The sequence below is a fragment of the Phaeodactylibacter luteus genome, from assembly GCF_007993045.1.
GTDB lineage: Bacteria > Bacteroidota > Bacteroidia > Chitinophagales > Saprospiraceae > Phaeodactylibacter > Phaeodactylibacter luteus.
Map to the genome: position 1 here is coordinate 1 of NZ_VOOR01000012.1, position 19,717 is coordinate 19,717.

The window sequence follows — 19,717 nt, forward strand, 5'->3', positions numbered from 1 at the left end:
GGGATGAGGTAGCCGCTTTCGTGAAACAGCGGAGCCGCAAAATTCAGGAGCGGGTCAACCGGGCTTTCGATCAAGCGCAGCAGTGGTTCCTGCACAGTGGCACTATCCGAGAAGATAGCAAGGAGCTGCTGCGTATGGCTGCTGTGCACCAACTCACTCAGGAGCAGCTCACCGTACGTGTGCCAGCTTGGTATATAGGCAGGCAACGCTTGCAGTACAGTACAGAGCTGGTAGACCAGATCAGCGAGCAAACGGATTGCAAAGCCACCATTTTCCAGCGGATACCGCAAGGTTTTCTGCGCATTTCAACCAATATCGAAACCCTTAGCGGGAAAAGGGCGGTTGGTACCTTCATCCCCAACGATTCCCCGATTGCTCAGGCTGCTTTGCAAGGGGAGGCTTACCGTGGAAGCGCCTTTGTGCTGAGCAATTGGTATGCCTCTGTGTATGAGCCTTTTGAGGTCGGGGGCGAAATCAAGGGGATTTTATATGTGGGCGTAAAAGAAGAGCTGCCGGACGGAGGGGAGGATATATTACAGCATGAGCACATCGAAGCCTTGGCCCGGCAGATGCTGCAGGGGCACAATGGGCAGAATGCAGGTGGGGTGGTCCCCTTGCATCAGTTGATTGATTACTTTTCCAACCCCCGCCGGCAGCCCGCCCTACACAACCACCCCTTGCTGGAGCTGGGGCTTAAGGAGCTTGCGGTCTTGCTGATGCAGGAACGGATGAGGCGGCAGTCTAGGGAGGAAGCTTGGGAAGAACAGCAGCTCCGCCTACTGCGCAACTATGTTCAGGCTCATCTGGATGAAGAGATTTCAGTAGATGTGCTGGCCAAGCTGGCCTGTACGAGCAAAGCTTCCCTCTATCGTTACCTGCGCGAAAAGCTCAACCTGACCCCGGTGGAGTTTATCAACGCAGAACGGCTCAAGGAAGCTGCACGCCTGCTCCGGGAAGAGCCGGAAGCCCACGTTCAGGATGTCTGCTTGCGCACAGGGTTCAAAAACTGTTCTTATTTCATTAAATTGTTCCGGCAGCGCTACGAGCTCACACCTCGGCAATACCGGGAATCTATCGTTGAACTGCAAGCTGCCGGGTAAAAGAAAGCCGGCCCCCGTATGTCCCGAGAGCCGGCCTGCTAGGCCAAGCGCATATTTTGAGCTCGTTGCTGTTAAAAACAGTATTTCAGGAGCTTAGCTTACTTGCAAAATTTGCATTTAGCGGCCTCGCCGGTCATGCTGTCACCGCAGGCGGGTATAAGCTCTTGATCATCATAACGGAAATGCTCCAAATAGGCGCTAACGCCCAGTCGTAGCGGTTCAGCCTTGCGAAGCCTCCGCCAAGGCCGGGTAATCTGTATACCCTTTTTCTCCCGGTGTATAGAAGGTGTCGAAGTCCGGGGTGTTTAGCTCAGCCTCGGCGCGGAAGCGCTCATCCAGGTCCGGATTGGCGAGCCACATACGGCCAAATGCAACAAGGTCGCCCCGGCCAGCTTCTAAATCGCTTACTGCCCGCTCCTGATCATACCCTCCAGATAGCAGGAAGGTGCCGCTGAAGGCGTTCCGCATGCTCTCTTTCAGGGATTGGGGCACCTCGGGCGCCCCCATGCTAGAGTGGTCGGCAATGTGCAGGTATACCGCGCGGCCATTTAGCGCTTCAGCTAGGTATTGGTACATTTCAATCGTCTCTGCTTCGTCGTACACCGGCATGCCGGCGTTCACGCCGAAGGGGGAAAGGCGTACGCCGACTTTGTCTGCTCCTATAGCTTCCCCAACCCGGTCTGCCATGTCAAGCAGAAAACGCGCCCGGTTTTCTACACTGCCGCCGTACTCATCGGCCCGGACGTTGGACTTGGGGTTCAGGAATTGTTCAATGAGGTAGCCGTTGGCGCCATGCAGCTCAACGCCATCAAATCCGGCTGCTATGGCATACCGTGCGGCTTGCACGTGTTCGCCGATAGCCGCCTCCACTTCTGCCGCGGTCATAGCTTGTGGCGTGCCGATTTCTTTCATGCCTTCTTGGTCCGTGTACATTTGTTGGCCGTCAGGCTTTACGGCAGAAGGGGCAAGAATTTTAGCGCCTTCCGGCAAATTGAGCGCATGCCCGATACGGCCAGTGTGCATCAGCTGAACGAAGATGTGGCTCCCGCCCTTGTGAACGCGGGCGGTGATGTTTTTCCAAGCTTCAGCCTGTTCGGCATTGAAGAGCCCGGGGATGCGGGGGTAGCCCAGCCCATTGGGCGAGGGGCTCGTCCCTTCTGTAATGATGAGGCCAGCTCCGTTGCGCTGCTCATAATACCTGGCCATAAGGCCGTTGGGCATATTGCCTATCGCTCGGGAACGGGTCAGGGGCGCCATGACGAGCCGGTTTTTCAGCCGGGCCCTGCCCAATTGGTAGGGGGTGAATAGTGGGTTAGACATGTTGTTTAGACATTGAATGGTAAATCAATGTCTAAACAACGTTTTATCTGACCGTAAGTTGAGGCAAAAGGGGCACAAACCAGATTATCGTTTTTTTCCTGTCCCCTCCGTAAGGATAGGGGCCTGCCCCTGCCCCAATGGGCAGGAGCCGCTATGCTCCGGGGCTCGCTGCCCGCTCGGCCCTATCGGGCTTATACCCCTTCGCAGCGCTAGGCCGATGCCAGGCTAGTGCCTGAAAAGCACAAACGGCAGCGGCATTTTGGCTTACGCCCAGGTGAAAGAGCGGGGGGCAAATGCAATCAGGGCTGGCCATGGCTGTACACCCTGATTGCACCGAGAAGGCAAAGTGGCTAAAGATCGTTAAGGCGGCGTTTCACCTGTTCTACCACGCCTTCCTGAGCCTTGATCTGCTCTTGCATGGCTTCTTGGTCCTGTAGGTTCTGTTCGATATCTTTTTCTGCTTTGGCAATTGTTTCTTTGGCCCGCTGTATTTCGCGCTCATACCGTTCTTTGGCCGACTGCAGCCGCTCGAGGTCGCGCTGTAGGTTTTTCAGGGCATCCTGTTGCGTTTCGAGCTCAATGCGCACCTTAGCCTTGGCTACTTCGAGGCCAAACCGCATGAGCAGTTTTTCGCCTTCAGTATAAGCTTCAGGGTGTTCGCTTTTGTTCAGGAAAGCCCCGCCAAGGTCTACCCACATAAAGAACCGGGTATTGGCGTCTTGCTGTTCCGCTTTCGCGTAAATATCAACAGAGTTGCCTTTGCCGATGGCTGCAATATCCGCATCATCGGATAGCCATTCCCGGTCTCTGCGCTGGTACTTGGGCTTGGCGTTATAAAAATCTTTCATGTACTCTTTCCATACGTCGTTGACGATGTCGTCGTTTACGCCTGGCAGATCGATAATGAGCGCATTTTGGGTGCCGGCGCTCATGCCAGCGGTGCCTTCATAAATTTGGCCGTGCAGCATTATGGCGCTGAGGGTGAGCAAGGCGGTGAAGATGAGCTGTTTCATAAGGGTTGCGGGTTTGGTTAAAAAGAGGGGTGACGGATACTGCAATTGAGACGCCGGGCCTGCCGCTGAAGTCACCTTGATGGTTAAGATAGCGAAACGCTGTGACTTAGAGCGCCTGTTTGGAGTTTGGCCTTAAAAGCAAAAAACTGCTGTTTACTGCCCGATTGCCAAAGCCCAAACAGGCTTTTATGTTGTTTGAGGCTGGGGCGCAATGAACTGGAAGGCAGCAGGGCAAATGGAAGCCCGGACTGGGGTCTGCCCCAAAAACTCCCCGTCGGCCTCGAGCAGAGTGGGCGCGGCCCCGGGCGCAGCGGACACCGTTATCTGCCGGGCATGTAGGGTTTTGACCAAGGGGTGCCTGCCAATACTGCCGTTGTAAAACCGCCAGGTGTTGAGCAGTACCCCCGCTTTGCTGAGCGGGCCTGCCATGGTCAGGGCAAAGGTGCCGCCGTCTGGCACTGCATGCGGGACGAGCTGCATGCCCCCGCCCGAGTAGCGGCCAATGCCCAGGTTGATGGTATAAAAATAATCTTGCCAAGCCTGCCCTTCTGAGGTGACAATGGCTTCCTTTAGTTGGTATTCAAAAAGGCAGCGAGCAACTAAGCTCAGGTAGCGCAGGGGCCCGCCCTGGCCTGCAGGCTCCGCTATAGACCGTTGCACCACGAAAGCATCATAGGCAAGGCCAGCGACATTCACGAAGTAGCGGCTGGCTGCTTCCCCTGAGGTGCGGTGGTAGTGCAGCAGTCCGGCATCCTGAAGCCGGGTAGTTCCGCGGGCGATGAGCTGCAAGGCATCTGCCGGGCGCCTAGGCATGCCATATGTCCTAGACCAGTCGTTGCCTGTCCCCAATGGCAGCAGGGCATAGGTAATGCTTGTAGGTGGGGCAAAAGGCTGTTGCAGGATACCGTTGGCAACCTCGTGGTTGGTGCCATCGCCCCCCACAGCAAGGATGTACCGGTAGCCTTCTGCTATCGCGTCTTGTGCCAATGCCATGCCATGCCCGCTATATTGGGTGCAAGCCCATCCGCCAACGGGGAGGGCCGCAGCGATTTGCTGCTGTAGGGCTCCCCATTGCGCATGCAGGCGGCCTGCTTTTAGGTTGGCGATAACGAACCACTGTCTGAGCATAGGCTTATGTTTTTCAGGCTGTTTTGCAAGGTATTGAAAAAAATGGCTCGGTGCGCCCTGGCCTGCAGCCTGAGAGCAGGCATAACCGAATATAGCGAGCGTGTTGGAAGTGCGGTTTGAGATTGTGCTTAAATATGCGCTAATTTGGTCTATGATTTGGGCCTTAGCATAGAAAAAGTTACCCTGCCTGAGGGGCAGGGCTTAGTTTGCCTCTTGGGCTTTGCTTGCATAAATGAATACAGGCATCATCAAAAATAGCAGGACGTGGCAGATCACATTTTAGTATTGGAAGACATCGTAAAAGCGTACGACCGCCACCTGGCTGTGGACAGGGTCAGCTTTGCTGTGCCCAGGGGGAGCATTTTCGGGCTGCTCGGCCCGAACGGGGCCGGCAAAACTTCGCTCATCCGGATCATCACCACCATCACGCAGGCCGACGAAGGGCAGGTATGGCTTGATGGGCAGCGCCTGCACAGCCGCCACCCGGAGCAGATTGGCTATATGCCGGAAGAGCGCGGGCTGTACAAAAAAATGAAAGTGGGCGATCATCTGCTCTATCTGGCCCGGCTCAAGGGGCTCTCTAAAACTGAGGCTAAAGCCCGGCTCACTTCCTGGATGGAAAAGTTTGGCATCGTAGACTGGTGGGGCAAGAAAGTAGAGGAGCTGTCCAAAGGGATGCAGCAGAAGATACAGTTCATTGCAACGGTTGTGCACGAGCCCAAGCTGCTGATCTTGGATGAGCCGTTCTCTGGCCTTGACCCCGTCAATGCCAACCTGATCAAAGATGAGATATACCAGCTGCGGGAGCAGGGCATGAGCATCATCTTTTCGACCCACCGCATGGAGCAGGTCGAAGAAGTCTGCGAGCGTATCGTCTTGATCAATAAGGGGCGGAATATTTTAGAGGGCAAAGTGAGCGAGGTGAAAGACCGTTTTAAGGAAAACCGTTTCCGTATTGATTACAAAGGGGAGCTGCCGGAAGGCTTGCTCAGCCAGGTAAAGGTCGTGGGGCAGTCGGCCGGGCAGATCACAGTGGAGGTAAGCGAAGACGCCCAGGCTAATGCCCTGCTCCGCGAGCTATTGGACAAAGGGGTCTACGTACAAGCCTTTAACGAAATACTGCCCACGCTCAACCAAATATTCATTCAACAAGTAAACCCGGCTGAAACTTATGGATAAACTTTGGCTGATCATCAAGCGGGAATACCTGACCCGCGTCACTCGCCGGTCCTTCATCTTGGCTACCCTGCTTACGCCCCTGGCTTTTGCCTTGTTCTTTGTGGTCGTTGGGCTGATTTTCCAGTACGAAAGCGATGACTCCAAGCGCATTGCGGTCATTGATGAGAGCGGTATGCTGGGCGGTGTCCTTAAAGATGAGGAAAACCTGTTTTTTAAATTTACCACACAGCCCCTCGCTGAGCTTAGGGCGGGCTTTGAAGAGTCGGACTTTGACGGCATCCTCCTTGTGCCGCCCCTTGACGATATCCTCTCCCGCAGGCATACCGTTTTTTACTACGCGCCGAAGCAGCCTACCTTGGATATAGAAAGCTTGATACGGGCTCGCTTGTCGGAACGGTTGAGGGATTATAAGATTGAAGCCCTGGCACTCGACCCTGCTCAGCTGGAAGCTTTGGACACCCGTATTGAGCTGGAGCCGGAGCCGATAGATGAGAACAGCCAGGATGCCTCCAAACTGACCGGTGCTATAGCGGCTGCTATAGGCGGCATTATGGGCATTGTTATGTACCTGGTGGTGTTTATATATGGCATGATGGTCATGCGCTCGGTCATGGAAGAAAAGACCAGCAGGATTGTGGAGGTCATGATCTCCAGTGTACGGCCTTTCCAGCTCATGTTGGGCAAAATAGTGGGGGTGGGGGCAGTAGGGCTCACCCAAGTTGCGATCTGGGTGGTGCTCATACCTGTACTGATATTAATAGCCAGCCTGGTGTTTGGCATTGACTCCAGCGCACAGCTGGAGATGGCGCAGCAGCAGCCTGGTGCTGCTGCTTTTGACCCCAATGATGCCGAAGCTATGGCCGCCCTCGCCCTACAGGAGTTCCAAAGCCTGAACTGGTGGGCGATATTGCCTTTGTTCATCTTTTTCTTCCTTGGGGGGTACTTTTTGTATTCGTCCCTTTTTGCGGCGGTGGGCTCTGCTATGGGCGACGATCTGGGCGAAGGGCAGTCGCTGACGATACCCATCACCATACCCGTTATCATTGCTTTTTACATCATGATCGTAGCGGTGCAGGCGCCCAATTCGAGCCTTGCGGTCTGGGCCTCCATTTTCCCGTTGTTCGCCCCCATTGTTATGCCTGCCCGCCTGGCTTTCTCCCCTCCGGTTTGGGAGATAGCTTTGTCTATAGGGCTATTGGCAGCTACCTCCATTTTTTTCGTCTGGCTTTCTGGCCGTATTTATCGGGTCGGGATATTGATGTACGGCAAGAAAATCACACTGCGCGAATTGGGCAAGTGGATGTTTTATAAAGATTGACTTATTGGGCGCCAACCAGATTGTCGTTTTTTTTTTGGGGGGCCTGCCCCTGCCGTGAGGGCAGGTGCCGCTATGCTACGGGGCTCGCTCTTCGCTCGGCCTTATCAGGCCTGCCGCCCCTTCGCAGCGCTAGGCCAATGCCAGGCTAGTGGTCTGTCAAGTGTTAATTTATGGGTTGAGTGGGAGCGAATTTTGAGGCTAATCAAGGCGGATGTTCCCGCGCATAGCAGCGCTACGTAAGGGGTTGTCCAACGAAGAGTAGCCTCAAAAGCCGCCGCAGGCAACCCCTAGTTTTAGCCTTGACAGACCACTAGAGCCCCAAAAGCATAAACGCCTGCGGCACTTTGGTTCTATTGGCCGGCAGTGCCAGGGAAAGCGCTCAGCTTGAGCGAGGAGCGCCGGCTCATGTCTTCCAGGCGGTTGTACTTCCAATAAGGTTCAAGTATTGTGGTGTCGAGCTGGGCGACGGTAGTCCGTACCTTTTGGTCGAAGGCAGAAGGGTAGGCATCTGTCCAGCCCACAATTCGGTAAGGGGGCTCTTGCTCAAAGACAATTTCAAGGGTGCGCTGCAGCTTGGGGTATTCGAGGGTATAGCTGCGCAGCCCGGCCCCTTGAAAGCGGCTGCCGCTGTAATCGCTGAGGCTGCCTTTGGCCTGATAAGCTTGGAATGGCAAGTGTTTTAGCCGGATCACCACAGTAGAGGGGATGACTTTCACGGGCCCAGTCGGCAGGCCATCCGGGTTGATCCGGATGCGGTTGAACAGCTCGTCTTCCAGCACGGCATAAGGGATGCTGGCTTCTTGGTCGCCTTCGTTTTCAAAATAAGAGCGCAGCTGCATACGGTACTGTCCGCCCTCGTAGTTGAGCTGCATAAAAGCCTGCCCACACCAGTCTTGGGCAGCGGTAGCTACTTTGAGGGTTTGGGGGAAGGCTTGGGCATTGACCGGGGTGAAGACGGAGGTCATGATGCTGTAGTCATAGAGCCCGGTAGGGAAGCGCCGCAGGAGGTTGGTTTTTAAGGCTCCAGTGCTGTTGGGGTTGGTATAGTTGTCGTTTTTGACGTGTTTGTCGGTCAGGAAATCCTCAGTGACGAAGATGGCGATGGCTTCGCCGGGGTGGATGTCCTGGTAGCGGTTTTGCGAAAGCGTATAGCGGTTGATCTCTGCTTTTCCCTGATACCAGTAATCGCTTAGCGCCGGTGCTTTCTCTTGGCTCTTGAAGGCCATTTCCATGGGCTCAGCTTGAGGGGCTGAATTGGATTGGGGCTCGCCCGGGGAGGTACAGGCTGCAGCAGACAGGGCAAGCAGCCCCGCAAGGATTTTGGTTTTCATAGCTCGGTGTTTTATGGTTGAAGAAGCAGCCCCTTGCTGCGGGGCGCAGTTTCTCCTATAACACCAGAATGGGGGGGAGATGTTGCGGGCTTAAAGCTCCCGGCGGATGCCAAGGATGAGGAAGAGGTTGTCTATGCCCAAGTTAGGGTATTTGAAGCCTGCATTGGAAATGTGCCGGAAGCGGGCACGTAGGTTAAAGCCGTAGGTGCTGCCCGGGGGCAAGACAGATAAGCCCAGCTCGAAGTTGTCGCTAAAAATAAAGCCTTGCGCCTGGCTTTCTGTTTGGAGCGTAATGTAATGCGGCCCGGAGCCTACGGCTGCGGTGAGCAAGGCCATTGGGCCTATGGGCTGCTGATAGCGGAAGCCCATATTGAGGCCAAATTCGAAAGCCTCCCCTGTGCCCGTGGGGATATCTGCATAGACGATTTGCCCTTCTGCGTAAACGGAAAAGCGGCCCATAAGCCAGAGAGAGGTGGTGGGCAGCAAGGTGGCAGGCTGATAGGCATATCCTTCGCGCATCTGCTCTTGAATGATGCTGTACCCAAGATTGAGCTCGCTGTAATGGCTGCGGGCAAGTTCGCGGCTTTGGGCAGCCGTGGGGGCAGCAAGGGCGAGGAGGAGCAGGGCAGTGCAGGACAAGCGGAGTAGGTACATGAGGTGACAGTGCCTTAAGGTTGATGCGATAATAAAGGCAAAGGTACAACAATCGGCAGAAGGTGGTAACCGGGCCGGTATCCCTTTTGTGGGCACAGGCCTGAGTGTCGAGGGCTTTAGCTTGGCATTGGCCTAGCGCTGCGGAGGGGTGGCAAGCCCGTTAGGGCCGAGCGGATAGCGAGCCCCGCAGCATAGCGCCCCCTGCCCCAAAGGCAGGGGGAGGCCCCTCCTGTGAAGCAGGCTGGGCGCGCCATTTCTTAAAGCGCCTGTTTGGATTTTGGCCTTCTAGGCAAAAAGTGCTGCTTATGGCCTGATTGCCAAAGCCTAAAAAGGCGCTGAGTATGGGGTTGGTGTGCTCTCGGGGGGCTAAGCTTTGCAAGTGCCCCGGCTGAGCCCGAGGAGGATGGGGTTTTCATTGCGCCAGATATTGACTCCAATGCCGCTTAGGGTGAAGCCTACTTCTACTTCATAATCAACAAGCTGGCCGTCTTCTTCAACGGTAAATTTGTGGACGGCCCCAAACCATGAAAACTGTGAAGCTACCTTTTCTCCGTTGTAGCGTACCGATTCCACTCCGGTCCACATATTGTTATGGACAGATATTTCATGACTGCCGTAAAAAACAGATACCAATCGCATAGTTGAAGTGTTTTGGGTGAAGCGTAATACCACATCAAGATGCAGGTTAGGAGGGGCTGAGGGCTACTTGCATCGGCTAGCATGGGCGAAAAATCGACAAAAACTGTTGCGCTCAGTATTGTTGACATGGTTTTGAACATTTCAACCCTAAGCCTGTTCCGCCTTAAGTAGATTGGACAGATAGGCTTTAAGCCAAATAAAGCTGTGCCCTTTTTCACACACCAACTGGCATCATGAAGCATCTGGAGACCATAATAAAGCGCTTGCAGTCGGGAGACAGGGCTGTGATGTCAACTTTGTACGACGAGTTTGCGCCGGCGCTTTATGGCGTAGTGCTGCGTATTGTGCACGATGAGGCGATAGCTCAGGACATCGTTCAGGAGACGTTCATCAAGGCTTGGAAAAATGGCGGCAGTTATGACCCCGGCAAAGGGACGCTGTTCACTTGGCTGCTCAATATTGCCCGCAATGGGGCCATTGACAAAACCCGTTCGGCAGCCTTCCGCAATCAGCGGCAGACTGCCAGCATTTCGGATGGGGAACGGAACAGCAGCGCCTTGAGCACTGTAACGGCAACCGACCACATCGGGCTGCGGAAAATGGTCGGTGCGCTGGAAGACAAATACCAGGATGTGATAGAGCTGGCTTATTTCCAGGGGTTCACGCAGCCAGAAATAGCGGAGCGCCTGGGGCTGCCCCTAGGCACCGTGAAAACCAGGGCCAGGATAGCATTGAGGGAGCTGCGGAAGTTTTTCTCGGAAGCCGGCGTGTCCAAAACCATAATTATTGCACTTGCATTGCCATTCGTTTAAGAATAAGCCATGAACAAAGATAAATTTTTACAAACTGGGTTATTGGAGCAGTATGTGCTCGGGCTTACTGACGAAGCCGAGGCGCGCGAGGTGGAAGCTTATGCGGAAGCCTATCCTGAGATTGCGCAGGAGATCAAAGAGATGCGCGGGGCCTTAGATGATTATGCCCGCCAATATGCCATTATGCCGCCGGAAGAGCTCAAGTCCAGGGTTATGAAGGAGATCGAGGGCTCAGGGCACCGTTCTGACCCTGCCCCATCTGCCGGGCAAGAAATTAATGGCAGCGGATCGTTCTCTGCCTTGAGCTCTTGGGTCAATCCGATCTTGGTCATCGGCCTTATGTGCCTGTCTTTTTTGTTTTACCGTGGGAAAGCCAATGCTGAGCTGCAGTTGTCTTCGTTGAGCAATGAGTATAGCGTGTTCCGGCAAGATTGCGAGGAGGAGAAGGAAAGCCTGCGGCAGGCACAGCGGGTTTATGCATCCCTCAATCAGCCGGGCACCCGGCCTTACGAGCTCAAAGGCACTGCCCTCAACCCCAATGCCGTGGCTTGGGTCTATCTCAATCAAGAAGAACAGGTTGCTTACCTCAACGCTCAGCCCCTGCCTGCGCCCCCTCCTGGCAAAACCTATCAACTTTGGGCTGATGTAGAGGGGGAGATGATCAATATGGGGGTAGTCGATTATCTTCAGAAAGATCTGCAGCTTATGAATTTCATCGCAGGGGCGGAAAGCCTTAACATCACGATCGAGCCCGAGGGCGGCAGCGATCATCCTACCGTTGAGCTTCTGCTGGCCAATGTAAAGGTCTGACCGCAGCAGACACAATGCCTCTTTTAGAAAGCCGCTTTGCAACCACCTGCAAAGCGGCTTTCTTGGTCATGGGCCTGTGATTTGCAAGTTGGCATGGTTTTGGGAAAGTCCAAAACAGTGGAAATGAGCAAATTGGTGTTGCAATGTTGATGGGTTTCATTTTTGAATGGAAAAAAATTGGCAGATCGCATTTTTTTTCTCATTTTAGTCGTGCCCTCAGAACATATCCACCCTAGAGAGAAAATCACATTTTTGTTCACTTCAAATCAATGGCTTATGTTGATCCTTTACATTGCCACTGGGGCATTCGTAGTAGGCGGAGGGTTGGTGTTCGTATCTAATCTGTTTGCACAGAAAACGGACAGCCGTTATTTCTAACTCGATAACGGTCAAAAATCCCCCTACGTACTTTTCCAAAGGCTTCTGGCCAGCCTATCTAAATTGGCCGCTTATCCCAAAACAATACAGTCACACAGAACTATCAACACCGGTTTAGGCCGGTCTCACTCTAAAAAGCCCGTTGCCCTGCTTGCAGCACCCAATGGCAGCCTTCGGCTTCATAAAGAGTGGCTGTTATCCTGCCCCATGAACAAAACAGTGCTGATGCTCTGCAGCTCCGGCTTGCAAAGCTAAAAGTGGGCAGTTGCTGGCTTGAGCCGCAACTTGCCTCAGCCTGTCCCTACTTTTTTCTGGCGAAACGAAAAACCGACAAAAATGCAGTTTGCGGGGCTGTGTGCCTGCAATTGCCAATCTATTTGGGCTCTTCCTTGATAAGGAAGGGCTGTACTTTGCTGTGTTAATTATTATTCAAGTGCTTGGCGGCACAGCAGTGCTGCCAAAAATTAACAAAGGCATCTGTTCGTTCAGGTGCCTTTGCTTCTTTGAGCGGGTGGCTGGCCCCGGTACAGGGCGCCCCGGGCCGAAAGCGGTCAGGGAAAATGGTTTATGGCGAGGATGTGGCGGCCATGCCGGGCAATCTAAGCCCCCGGCTAGTCGAGCTTGAGGACATCGAGGAATGCTTTCTGTGGCACTTCCACCTTGCCAAACTGCCGCATACGGCGCTTGCCCTCCTTCTGCTTTTCGAGGAGTTTCCGCTTTCGCGAAATATCGCCGCCGTAACATTTAGCCGTAACATCTTTGCGCAGTGCAGAGATGGTCTCCCGGGCAATCACCTTGGCGCCCACAGCCGCCTGAATGGCAATAACGAATTGCTGGCGCGGGAGCAGCTCCTTGAGCTTTTTGCAGATTTGCCGGCCAAAGGCTTCTGCTTTACTGCGGTGTACCAAAGCCGACAAGGCATCGACGGGCTCGCCGTTGAGCTTGATGTCGAGCTTGACGAGGTCGGTTTCCCGGTATTCGATCGGCTGATAGTCAAAGCTGGCGTAACCGCGGGAGATAGACTTCAGGCGGTCATAGAAATCAAAAACGATTTCAGCGAGCGGGAGGTCAAAAGAAAGCTCCACACGGTCAGGGGTGAGGTAGTGCTGTTTGGTCAGCGTGCCCCGCTTGTCCATGCAAAGTGTCATAATGGTGCCGATATAGTCAGGCTTGGTTATGATTTGAGCCGTAATGTAGGGCTCTTCTACGTATTCGATATAGTTGTGGTCGGGGAGTTCTGATGGCGTCCGTATGGTTGAGATCTCGCCTTTTTTAGTGCTGAGGTTATACGAAACGTTGGGGACTGTGGTAATGACATCCATATTGAACTCCCGGAACAGCCGTTCTTGCACAATTTCCAGGTGCAGCATGCCCAAAAAGCCGCAGCGGAAGCCGAAACCAAGCGCGGCAGAAGTTTCCGGTTCAAAGACGAGGGAGGCATCGTTAAGCTGCAGCTTCTCAAGGCTGTCGCGCAGGTCTTCAAAGTCGTCGTTGTCGAGGGGGAAGATACCGGCGAAAACCATCGGCTTCACATCTTCGAAGCCCTGAATGGCATTTTCGCAGGGGCGGTCCACGGTAGTGATGGTATCGCCCACTTTGATCTCTTTAGACTCCTTGATGCCTGTGATGATATAGCCTACATTGCCAGCCTGCAGCTTTGGCTGTGGGTGCTGCGACATGCGCAAGACGCCAACTTCATCTGCTTCGTATTCCTTGCCGGTGTTCACAAAGCGGACCAAGTCGCCTTTGTTCAGCGTGCCGTTCAGGATGCGGAAGTAAGCGATCACACCGCGGTAAGGGTTGAAGACCGAGTCAAAGATGAGCGCCTGCAAAGGAGCGTCCACGTCCCCTTCAGGAGCGGGGATCCGCTCTACAATGGCTTCCATAATATCAGGAACTCCACGGCCGGTTTTGCCGCTGGCCAGGATGATGTCCTCCTTTTCGCAGCCAATCAGATCGATGATCTGGTCTGAGACCTCATCAATCATGGCGCTGTCCATGTCTACCTTGTTGAGGATAGGGATGATTTCAAGGTCGTGCTCAATAGCGAGGTAGAGGTTGGAAATCGTCTGTGCCTGTATGCCTTGTGACGCATCTACTAGGAGCAGCGCCCCCTCGCAGGCAGCGATAGAGCGAGATACTTCATAGCTGAAGTCTACATGGCCCGGGGTGTCGATCAGGTTGAAGGTATACTTTTGCCCGTCAGACCCCCGGTCATAGTACATCTGAATAGCGTGGCTCTTGATGGTGATGCCACGCTCCCGTTCCAGGTCCATATTGTCCAATGCCTGGTTTTGCATTTCCCTTTCGGAAATGGTCTTGGTATACTCAAGCAGCCGGTCAGAGAGCGTACTCTTGCCGTGGTCGATATGGGCAATAACACAAAAGTTCCTAATATTCTTCATAGCTCGCAAATATACGTCATTTTACATCTTAGTGTGCACAAAAGCAAACAGGGCAAGATAATTATTACAGCCATTTTACGCCCTTGGCCCACCCTCACTCAGGCAAAAGGATTAATGTGCCGAAAAGTTGGCCAGAGGCCTGTAGATTTTGATATAAATGATAGTTTTGTGAATATGTAGAGGGTTTCCTTTCCGCAACCTTTCTCGTGCATTTCCCGTAAACTTTTGTTAAAGGGCCTGGCTTTATGGGGCCCCTGCCAGTAAACAGAACCGACTAAAAGTATGGCCAGAGTATTGATAGTAGACGACGAGCAGAGCATCCGACGGACCCTGCGCGACATCCTTGAGTTTGAAAAGTATGAGGTAGAAGAGGCCGTGGATGGCATGGACGCCTTGGTCAAGCTCAAGCGTGCGGCCTATGATGTCATCATCATGGATATCAAAATGCCCAAAATGGATGGCATGGAAGCCCTAGAACGGGTGCAAATTCTGGCGCCTGATACCCCCGTGGTCATGATTTCAGGGCATGCGAACATTGATACTGCGGTGGAAGCCGTTAAGAAAGGTGCTTTTGATTTCATCTCTAAGCCGCCCGACCTCAACCGCTTGCTGATCACCATCCGGAATGCTATGGACAAGTCTTCCTTGGTCACGGAGACAAAGCAGCTGAAGCGCAAGGTGTCTAAGGCCAAGGTGCAGGAGATCATAGGGGGATCTGCGGGCATTGCGGCAGTCCGCAAAACGATCGAACAGGTGGGGCCTACGGATGCACGGGTGCTGGTCTTGGGCCCCAATGGCACAGGCAAGGAGCTCGTGGCCCGTTGGCTGCATGAGCACAGTGCGCGGGCCGAGCAGCCTATTGTGGAGGTCAACTGTGCGGCCATTCCCGCTGAGCTGATCGAGAGCGAGCTGTTCGGGCACGAAAAGGGGGCTTTTACTTCGGCCCACAAACAGCGCATCGGCAAGTTCGAGCAGGCCAACGGCGGCACCCTATTCTTGGACGAAATCGGGGACATGAGCCTTTCTGCTCAGGCCAAGGTCTTGAGGGCCTTGCAGGAGAGCCGGATCACCCGTGTAGGAGGAGACAAGGAGATCAGTGTGGATGTGCGTGTTGTCGCTGCGACCAACAAAGACCTGCGCAAAGAAATTGAGGCGGGCCGGTTCCGGGAAGACCTCTATCACCGTTTGGCGGTCATCATCATACAGGTGCCCGCGCTCAACGACCGCAGGGAGGATATCCCGCTGCTGGCCAAGCACTTTGTGGAGCAGATTTGCAGCGAGTACGGAATTGCCAAAAAGCTCATTGCCCCCAAAGCCTTAGAATTGTTAAAGGAGGTCAACTGGACGGGCAATATCAGAGAGCTGCGCAATGTGATCGAGCGCTTGGTCATCTTGAGCAAAGACCGTATTTCTGCTGATGAAGTCGAGCAGTACGTACTGCCCACGAGTGCTGCGCCGAGTCAGCGGCTGAGGGATATTTTTGCCCGGTACGACAGCTTGGGCGAGGTGCTCGATTTTGTTGAAAAAATATACAAAGAGCAAACGCCCTCCTGATATCTGCCCCTAACGCCCGCTTTTTTTTGGCTGAGCTAAACTTTTTTCATTTTCGTATTGTCTTCAATAGCCCTTCTATGATTTAGGGGCAGTACGAGCAGGCCGCTATCAGGAGGGAGGGCAGGATTGCCCCCACAGCAGTATTTTCAGCCTGTCGGTGTTGCTGACTGCCGGCTGGCTCTTGTCCAATGCTCAACTCATGTGGTGAGCGCCTAAGCCCCGCGAAGCTGCGCTTGTTTCCTGTTCTTGCTTGGCAGTATTAGCCCTTGTGCCCGGCAGCGCCATCTCTGAAAAAGTTTGGCCAGAGCATTTTGGGAGGCCGCCCGCCTCAGCAGCGCAAGGCTATGTTTTGCCTTGTGTCATCGCAGGGTGCATACCCGGGGGGCGTGAACCAAAATGTCGCTGGTGGTTATGCTTTTTGGGCTTCATAGCCTGGCATTGGCCTAGCGCTGCGAAGGGGTGGCTGAAGGCCAGACCCGACGCCTGTAGGGCGAGGGGCCGAGCGGACAGCGAGCCCCGTAGCATAGCGGCACCTGCCCGCTGGCAGGGGCAGGCCCCCTCCCGTTGGGCAGGGGCAGGGAGGGAAAACGACAATCTGGTTTGCGCCCTACCCGGGCGCTTAGCCCGCATCGTTAAGAACATGCACTTCAGCAGTGTAATAAAACCAATACCTATGACCAGTAATCAGGTTAAAAAACACGAAATGCGGCAGTGGAGCCGTGCGCTTAAAGGAGAAAACTCATGGACCATGTTCAAGGTCATCTCCGAGTTTGTAGATGGCTTTGAGACCCTCAACCAAATGGGCCCCTGCGTATCTATTTTTGGCTCTGCACGCACCAAGCCAGAGAACCCTTACTACAAACTGGCAGTGGATATTTCCCGCCTGCTCACCGATTCTGGCTATGGCGTCATTACTGGCGGCGGGCCGGGCATTATGGAAGCCGGCAACAAAGGGGCTCAGCTTTACGGTGGCCGCTCTGTAGGCCTTAATATCGACCTGCCTTTCGAACAGGGCTCCAATCAGTATGTCGATTTTGACGCCAACCTCAATTTCCGTTATTTCTTTGTCCGCAAGGTCATGTTTGTGAAGTACGCACAAGCTTTTGTTGCGCTGCCCGGCGGCTTTGGCACGATGGACGAGCTCTTTGAGGTGCTTACGCTGGTACAGACCCGCAAAATCTCCAAAGTGCCGATTATTTTGGTGGGCAGCCAATTTTGGAACGGCATGAAAGAATGGATCCGCAACGTCATGCTTGAGCAGAACCACAACATTAACCCCGACGACCTCGACCTCATGCCGATTGTGGATGAGGCAGAGGAAGTGGTGCAGATTATTGATGCTTTTTATGCGGAACGGGGCGAGGAGCTCAGCCCGAATTACGAGCTATAGCGTTGTCAGCCAGCTGAAAACAGTAGGGGCTACGGCCAAAAGTGCATTTTTTTCGACAAAAGCGAATTTACGCAGGCAACCTATCGGGCCAACCGTTCGTTCTTGTACCGAAAGTTAATGCAACCACTCGCTATGACAGATCATACCACCCTTTCCGCAGTAACAGCGGAGCCTAAACTGCAGGACCGCGTCATTGATATCATCAGCTGGCGCCTCAACGTCCCTGTAGCTAATATTCACCCTTACAGCCGCCTTCAGGATGATTTGCACCTCGATGCGATCGACCTGATGCTGCTGATCGCTGAACTGGAGAGCCGCTTCAACGTCTATCTTTCTGCAGAAGAGTACGAGTCGATAGAGACCGTGCAGGACGCAAGCCGCTACCTACAGCGCTACGCTGCCTAAGGCTGCTGTAATCGGCACACTGCTGGCAGGCACAGCCCACTCTGCAATAGTACGGGGTGGGCTGTTTGTATGTCAGCCCTTGTTTGGAGAGGTTTTGTTTTGAAAATCAAGGGTATATGCCCGCCTGCTTTGCAGCATGGGCGGCAGGCTCCTTTCGGAGCCGCTAGATTTGGGCTTAGCGGGGCTAAATGTAGGTTTATAGTTCCCTAGGGCAAAATTGATGCATTTTGACTTGCTCTTTTCCCGCTCGCTGCGCCTGCTTGCGCACCGCAGGCAAGTTGAAAAGCCTCGCCGGCTTCAGCGTGGGGCCTTTATTCCCCACGCTTCGTGTAGGCTATGCCTGTGCTTTTTTGCCTTGCAGGGCATAAAAATAAAGCCCTCAATATTTCACCTCTTTTGACCGAGTGGGGAAATAGTGAGGGAGCCAGGTTTGTAAGGTGTTGGCTTACAATAGGAACGAGTTCTGAGCGTGCGCTCAGGCTGCCCGTCGTAGCATATCTTTGTATTCGCGTCCTTTCATCCTAAATTCAGGTATGGTGCAACTCAAGGAAAATATTGGACAGCTGCGGAAGCTGGTAGAGGAGAACCGGGTAGGAGAAGCCTTGCAAAAGCTGAGCCGATGGGGCAAGTATTCGGAGTACCAAGTCACGATTTCTCTATTATTGAGCGATTACAACGACCTCAAACAGGATGCGATGGTCCGCGTCATCACACAGGAAGAAGAGCGCGTAAGGCTCATACAGATCAAAAAATCTATTTTGCAGCTGCTGGCCCACATCAGGGATACAGCACAGGGCGCGCTTTCGGATGAGCAGGAAGGGCAGTTGGTACAGATCACCCTGGCCAAAAACGAGGCAGAGTTTAAGCGGCTCTTGGAGCACAAGCTGGCCCTCCGCTACACCAATCTTGAGCATTTGTCTTCTGGGGACAACGCCATCATTTACCGTGCAGATCAGGTAGACCCCGTGACAGGGGTTGGGCGCAAGGTGGCCATCAAGGTCATCAAGCCCCTTTCGGTCATTGATGATGAGAACCTCGAGCACATCCGTGCAGATTTGGCGAAAGCCAAACAGCTTTCTGGCCTGGATGGCATCATTAGCGTATTAGACGAAGGGCTTGACGCCCCGCCCCGTTACATCGTCACAGAGTATGTGGACGGTATGCGGCTTTCCGACCGCCTGAAAGAAGGCTGGCCTTATCAGGTAGGCGAAGTCAGGGATATGCTCTATACTATGGCCCGGGCACTGGCTCAGGGGCATGCGAGCGGTCTAGTACACAACAACCTTTGGCCTAGCAATGTCTTGGTTGACCGGCAGCGGGGGCCGCGTTTGTCCCCTTTTCAGGTTGTCCGGGCTTCTTATGTCAAGCGTACCTTTGAGCGCTTGCGCTTGTTTGCCATGTATTGGAGCCCGGAGCAGATCAACCGGGATGAAGCTACCGAGCAATCCGACCAATATGCTTTCGGGCTGCTCGCATTTGAGCTGTTTGCCGGCAGGCCGTTTTTCCGTGGAGAGACGGTTTTGGACATTCTGCGGAAACGCCTGGCCTTTGATGAAAATCCCGGGCTGCTCCTAGAAGAGCTAAAAACGACACAGTGCCCACCCCATTTTGCCCAGGCCATAGCCCGTATGCTCAGGCCTGTCCCTGCAGACCGGCACTGGGATATGGAGGAAGTGCTTCGGGCCATTGAGGGCATTGCTCCTCTAGGCGAACTTACCCCTCAACACCCCGACTATGAGCTCATCCGAAAGCTCCGTGCCAGCTACAACCGCTGCCGCAGGGCGCCGGGGTTTTATGAAGACTTCTACCGCCGGTTTTTGGATGCCGCCCCGCACGCTCGCGAGGTCTTCAACCGGGCATGGGAGCGGCGTATGGACAAGCACGGGTATACCGAAGAGCGGATATGGAAGTATCAGCACCGTATGCTCGACCTTGCCGTAGAACGGATGCTCCGTTTCCCTTCTGTATCTACAGCGATGAACCAACGCCTGCAACAACTTTGGGAACAGCATCAGCGGGCCGGCGTTCAGGCAGCAGATTATGCCATATTCCTCGGGCAGCTGAAGGAGGCCATGTGGGCTTGTGATCAAGGAAGCTGGCAGAGCATTGAAGAGCTATCGAGGGCTTGGGATGTGGTGCTAAAGGAAACCCTGCCTATCCTTTCTGGTGCTTAAGAAAAAAACTTAACTTGCTGAGGAATTGCTGCCGCCTCTCGGCAGGCAAGCTCCTATCTAGAGAAGCCTCCTTACCCCTTCAACCCCTATCCCGCCAAGCGGCTATC

16 protein-coding genes are annotated in these 19,717 nt (G+C 54.0%); 9 read left to right on the top strand and 7 right to left on the bottom strand.

The genetic code is table 11. From position 1 onward, the window contains the following. A partial coding sequence (locus FRY97_RS07365) for a Cache 3/Cache 2 fusion domain-containing protein (RefSeq protein WP_147166803.1) occupies nucleotides 1–1,100 on the top strand: 1,100 nt, incomplete at its 5' end. A 219-nt stretch (nucleotides 1,101–1,319) separates the two neighbouring features. Here FRY97_RS07365 and FRY97_RS07370 read toward each other — a convergent pair. From FRY97_RS07370 to FRY97_RS07380, 3 genes are all read right to left on the bottom strand, one after another. Then, nucleotides 1,320–2,420 (bottom strand): alkene reductase, encoded by a 1,101-nt coding sequence (locus tag FRY97_RS07370; protein ID WP_147166804.1) that lies wholly within the window; start codon nucleotides 2,418–2,420, stop codon nucleotides 1,320–1,322. Between the two features lie 350 nt (nucleotides 2,421–2,770). Next, entirely contained in the window at nucleotides 2,771–3,433 is a 663-nt protein-coding gene (locus FRY97_RS07375) for a hypothetical protein (protein WP_147166805.1), read from the bottom strand. A 186-nt stretch (nucleotides 3,434–3,619) separates the two neighbouring features. Beyond that, a complete protein-coding gene (locus FRY97_RS07380; RefSeq protein ID WP_147166806.1) occupies nucleotides 3,620–4,561 on the bottom strand; it encodes a diacylglycerol/lipid kinase family protein in 942 nt (313 codons plus the stop codon). Nucleotides 4,562–4,825: 264 nt separating this feature from the next. On the opposite strand from FRY97_RS07380, the gene FRY97_RS07385 reads away from it, so the two are divergent. Both FRY97_RS07385 and FRY97_RS07390 read left to right on the top strand, forming a co-directional pair. Then, nucleotides 4,826–5,740, top strand: coding sequence for an ABC transporter ATP-binding protein (locus FRY97_RS07385; RefSeq protein WP_147166807.1), 915 nt, complete (start codon nucleotides 4,826–4,828; stop codon nucleotides 5,738–5,740). Further along, nucleotides 5,733–7,058, top strand: a complete 1,326-nt coding sequence (locus tag FRY97_RS07390) for an ABC transporter permease (protein ID WP_147166808.1) — start codon at nucleotides 5,733–5,735, stop codon at nucleotides 7,056–7,058. Before FRY97_RS07385 ends, FRY97_RS07390 begins: the two co-directional genes overlap by 8 nt. 350 nt (nucleotides 7,059–7,408) lie before the next feature. On the opposite strand, the gene FRY97_RS07395 is transcribed toward FRY97_RS07390, so the two are convergent. The 3 genes from FRY97_RS07395 to FRY97_RS07405 all read right to left on the bottom strand — a co-directional run bounded on the left by FRY97_RS07395 (nucleotide 7,409) and on the right by FRY97_RS07405 (nucleotide 9,682). After that, nucleotides 7,409–8,389, bottom strand: a complete 981-nt coding sequence (locus FRY97_RS07395) for a hypothetical protein (RefSeq protein ID WP_147166809.1) — start codon at nucleotides 8,387–8,389, stop codon at nucleotides 7,409–7,411. A gap of 90 nt (nucleotides 8,390–8,479) precedes the next feature. Then, entirely contained in the window at nucleotides 8,480–9,043 is a 564-nt protein-coding gene (locus FRY97_RS07400) for an acyloxyacyl hydrolase (RefSeq protein ID WP_147166810.1), read from the bottom strand. A gap of 366 nt (nucleotides 9,044–9,409) precedes the next feature. Further along, complete coding sequence (locus FRY97_RS07405) at nucleotides 9,410–9,682, bottom strand: hypothetical protein (protein ID WP_147166811.1); 273 nt, start codon at nucleotides 9,680–9,682, stop codon at nucleotides 9,410–9,412. Nucleotides 9,683–9,915: 233 nt separating this feature from the next. Here FRY97_RS07405 and FRY97_RS07410 point away from each other — a divergent pair, with 233 nt between their 5' ends. Together FRY97_RS07410 and FRY97_RS07415 are read left to right on the top strand one after the other, a co-directional pair. Continuing rightward, a complete protein-coding gene (locus tag FRY97_RS07410) occupies nucleotides 9,916–10,494 on the top strand; it encodes an RNA polymerase sigma factor (protein ID WP_147166812.1) in 579 nt (192 codons plus the stop codon). Nucleotides 10,495–10,503: 9 nt separating this feature from the next. Next, entirely contained in the window at nucleotides 10,504–11,304 is an 801-nt protein-coding gene (locus tag FRY97_RS07415) for an anti-sigma factor (protein WP_147166813.1), read from the top strand. A 989-nt stretch (nucleotides 11,305–12,293) separates the two neighbouring features. Here FRY97_RS07415 and lepA read toward each other — a convergent pair. After that, a complete protein-coding gene (lepA, locus tag FRY97_RS07420) occupies nucleotides 12,294–14,087 on the bottom strand; it encodes a translation elongation factor 4 (RefSeq protein WP_147166814.1) in 1,794 nt (597 codons plus the stop codon). A 282-nt stretch (nucleotides 14,088–14,369) separates the two neighbouring features. Between lepA and FRY97_RS07425 the strand changes: the two genes are divergently transcribed. The 4 genes from FRY97_RS07425 to FRY97_RS07440 all read left to right on the top strand — a co-directional run bounded on the left by FRY97_RS07425 (nucleotide 14,370) and on the right by FRY97_RS07440 (nucleotide 19,610). Further along, complete coding sequence (locus FRY97_RS07425; RefSeq protein ID WP_147166815.1) at nucleotides 14,370–15,641, top strand: sigma-54-dependent transcriptional regulator; 1,272 nt, start codon at nucleotides 14,370–14,372, stop codon at nucleotides 15,639–15,641. A gap of 673 nt (nucleotides 15,642–16,314) precedes the next feature. Further along, the gene (locus tag FRY97_RS07430; protein ID WP_147166816.1) at nucleotides 16,315–17,031 is read left to right on the top strand and encodes an LOG family protein; all 717 of its coding nucleotides are present in this window, start codon (nucleotides 16,315–16,317) and stop codon (nucleotides 17,029–17,031) included. A gap of 132 nt (nucleotides 17,032–17,163) precedes the next feature. Then, on the top strand, nucleotides 17,164–17,436 hold the full coding sequence (locus FRY97_RS07435) for an acyl carrier protein (protein WP_170254537.1): 273 nt from the start codon (nucleotides 17,164–17,166) through the stop codon (nucleotides 17,434–17,436). A gap of 533 nt (nucleotides 17,437–17,969) precedes the next feature. After that, the gene (locus tag FRY97_RS07440) at nucleotides 17,970–19,610 is read left to right on the top strand and encodes a protein kinase domain-containing protein (RefSeq protein ID WP_147166818.1); all 1,641 of its coding nucleotides are present in this window, start codon (nucleotides 17,970–17,972) and stop codon (nucleotides 19,608–19,610) included. The last annotated feature ends 107 nt before the right edge of the window (nucleotides 19,611–19,717 follow it).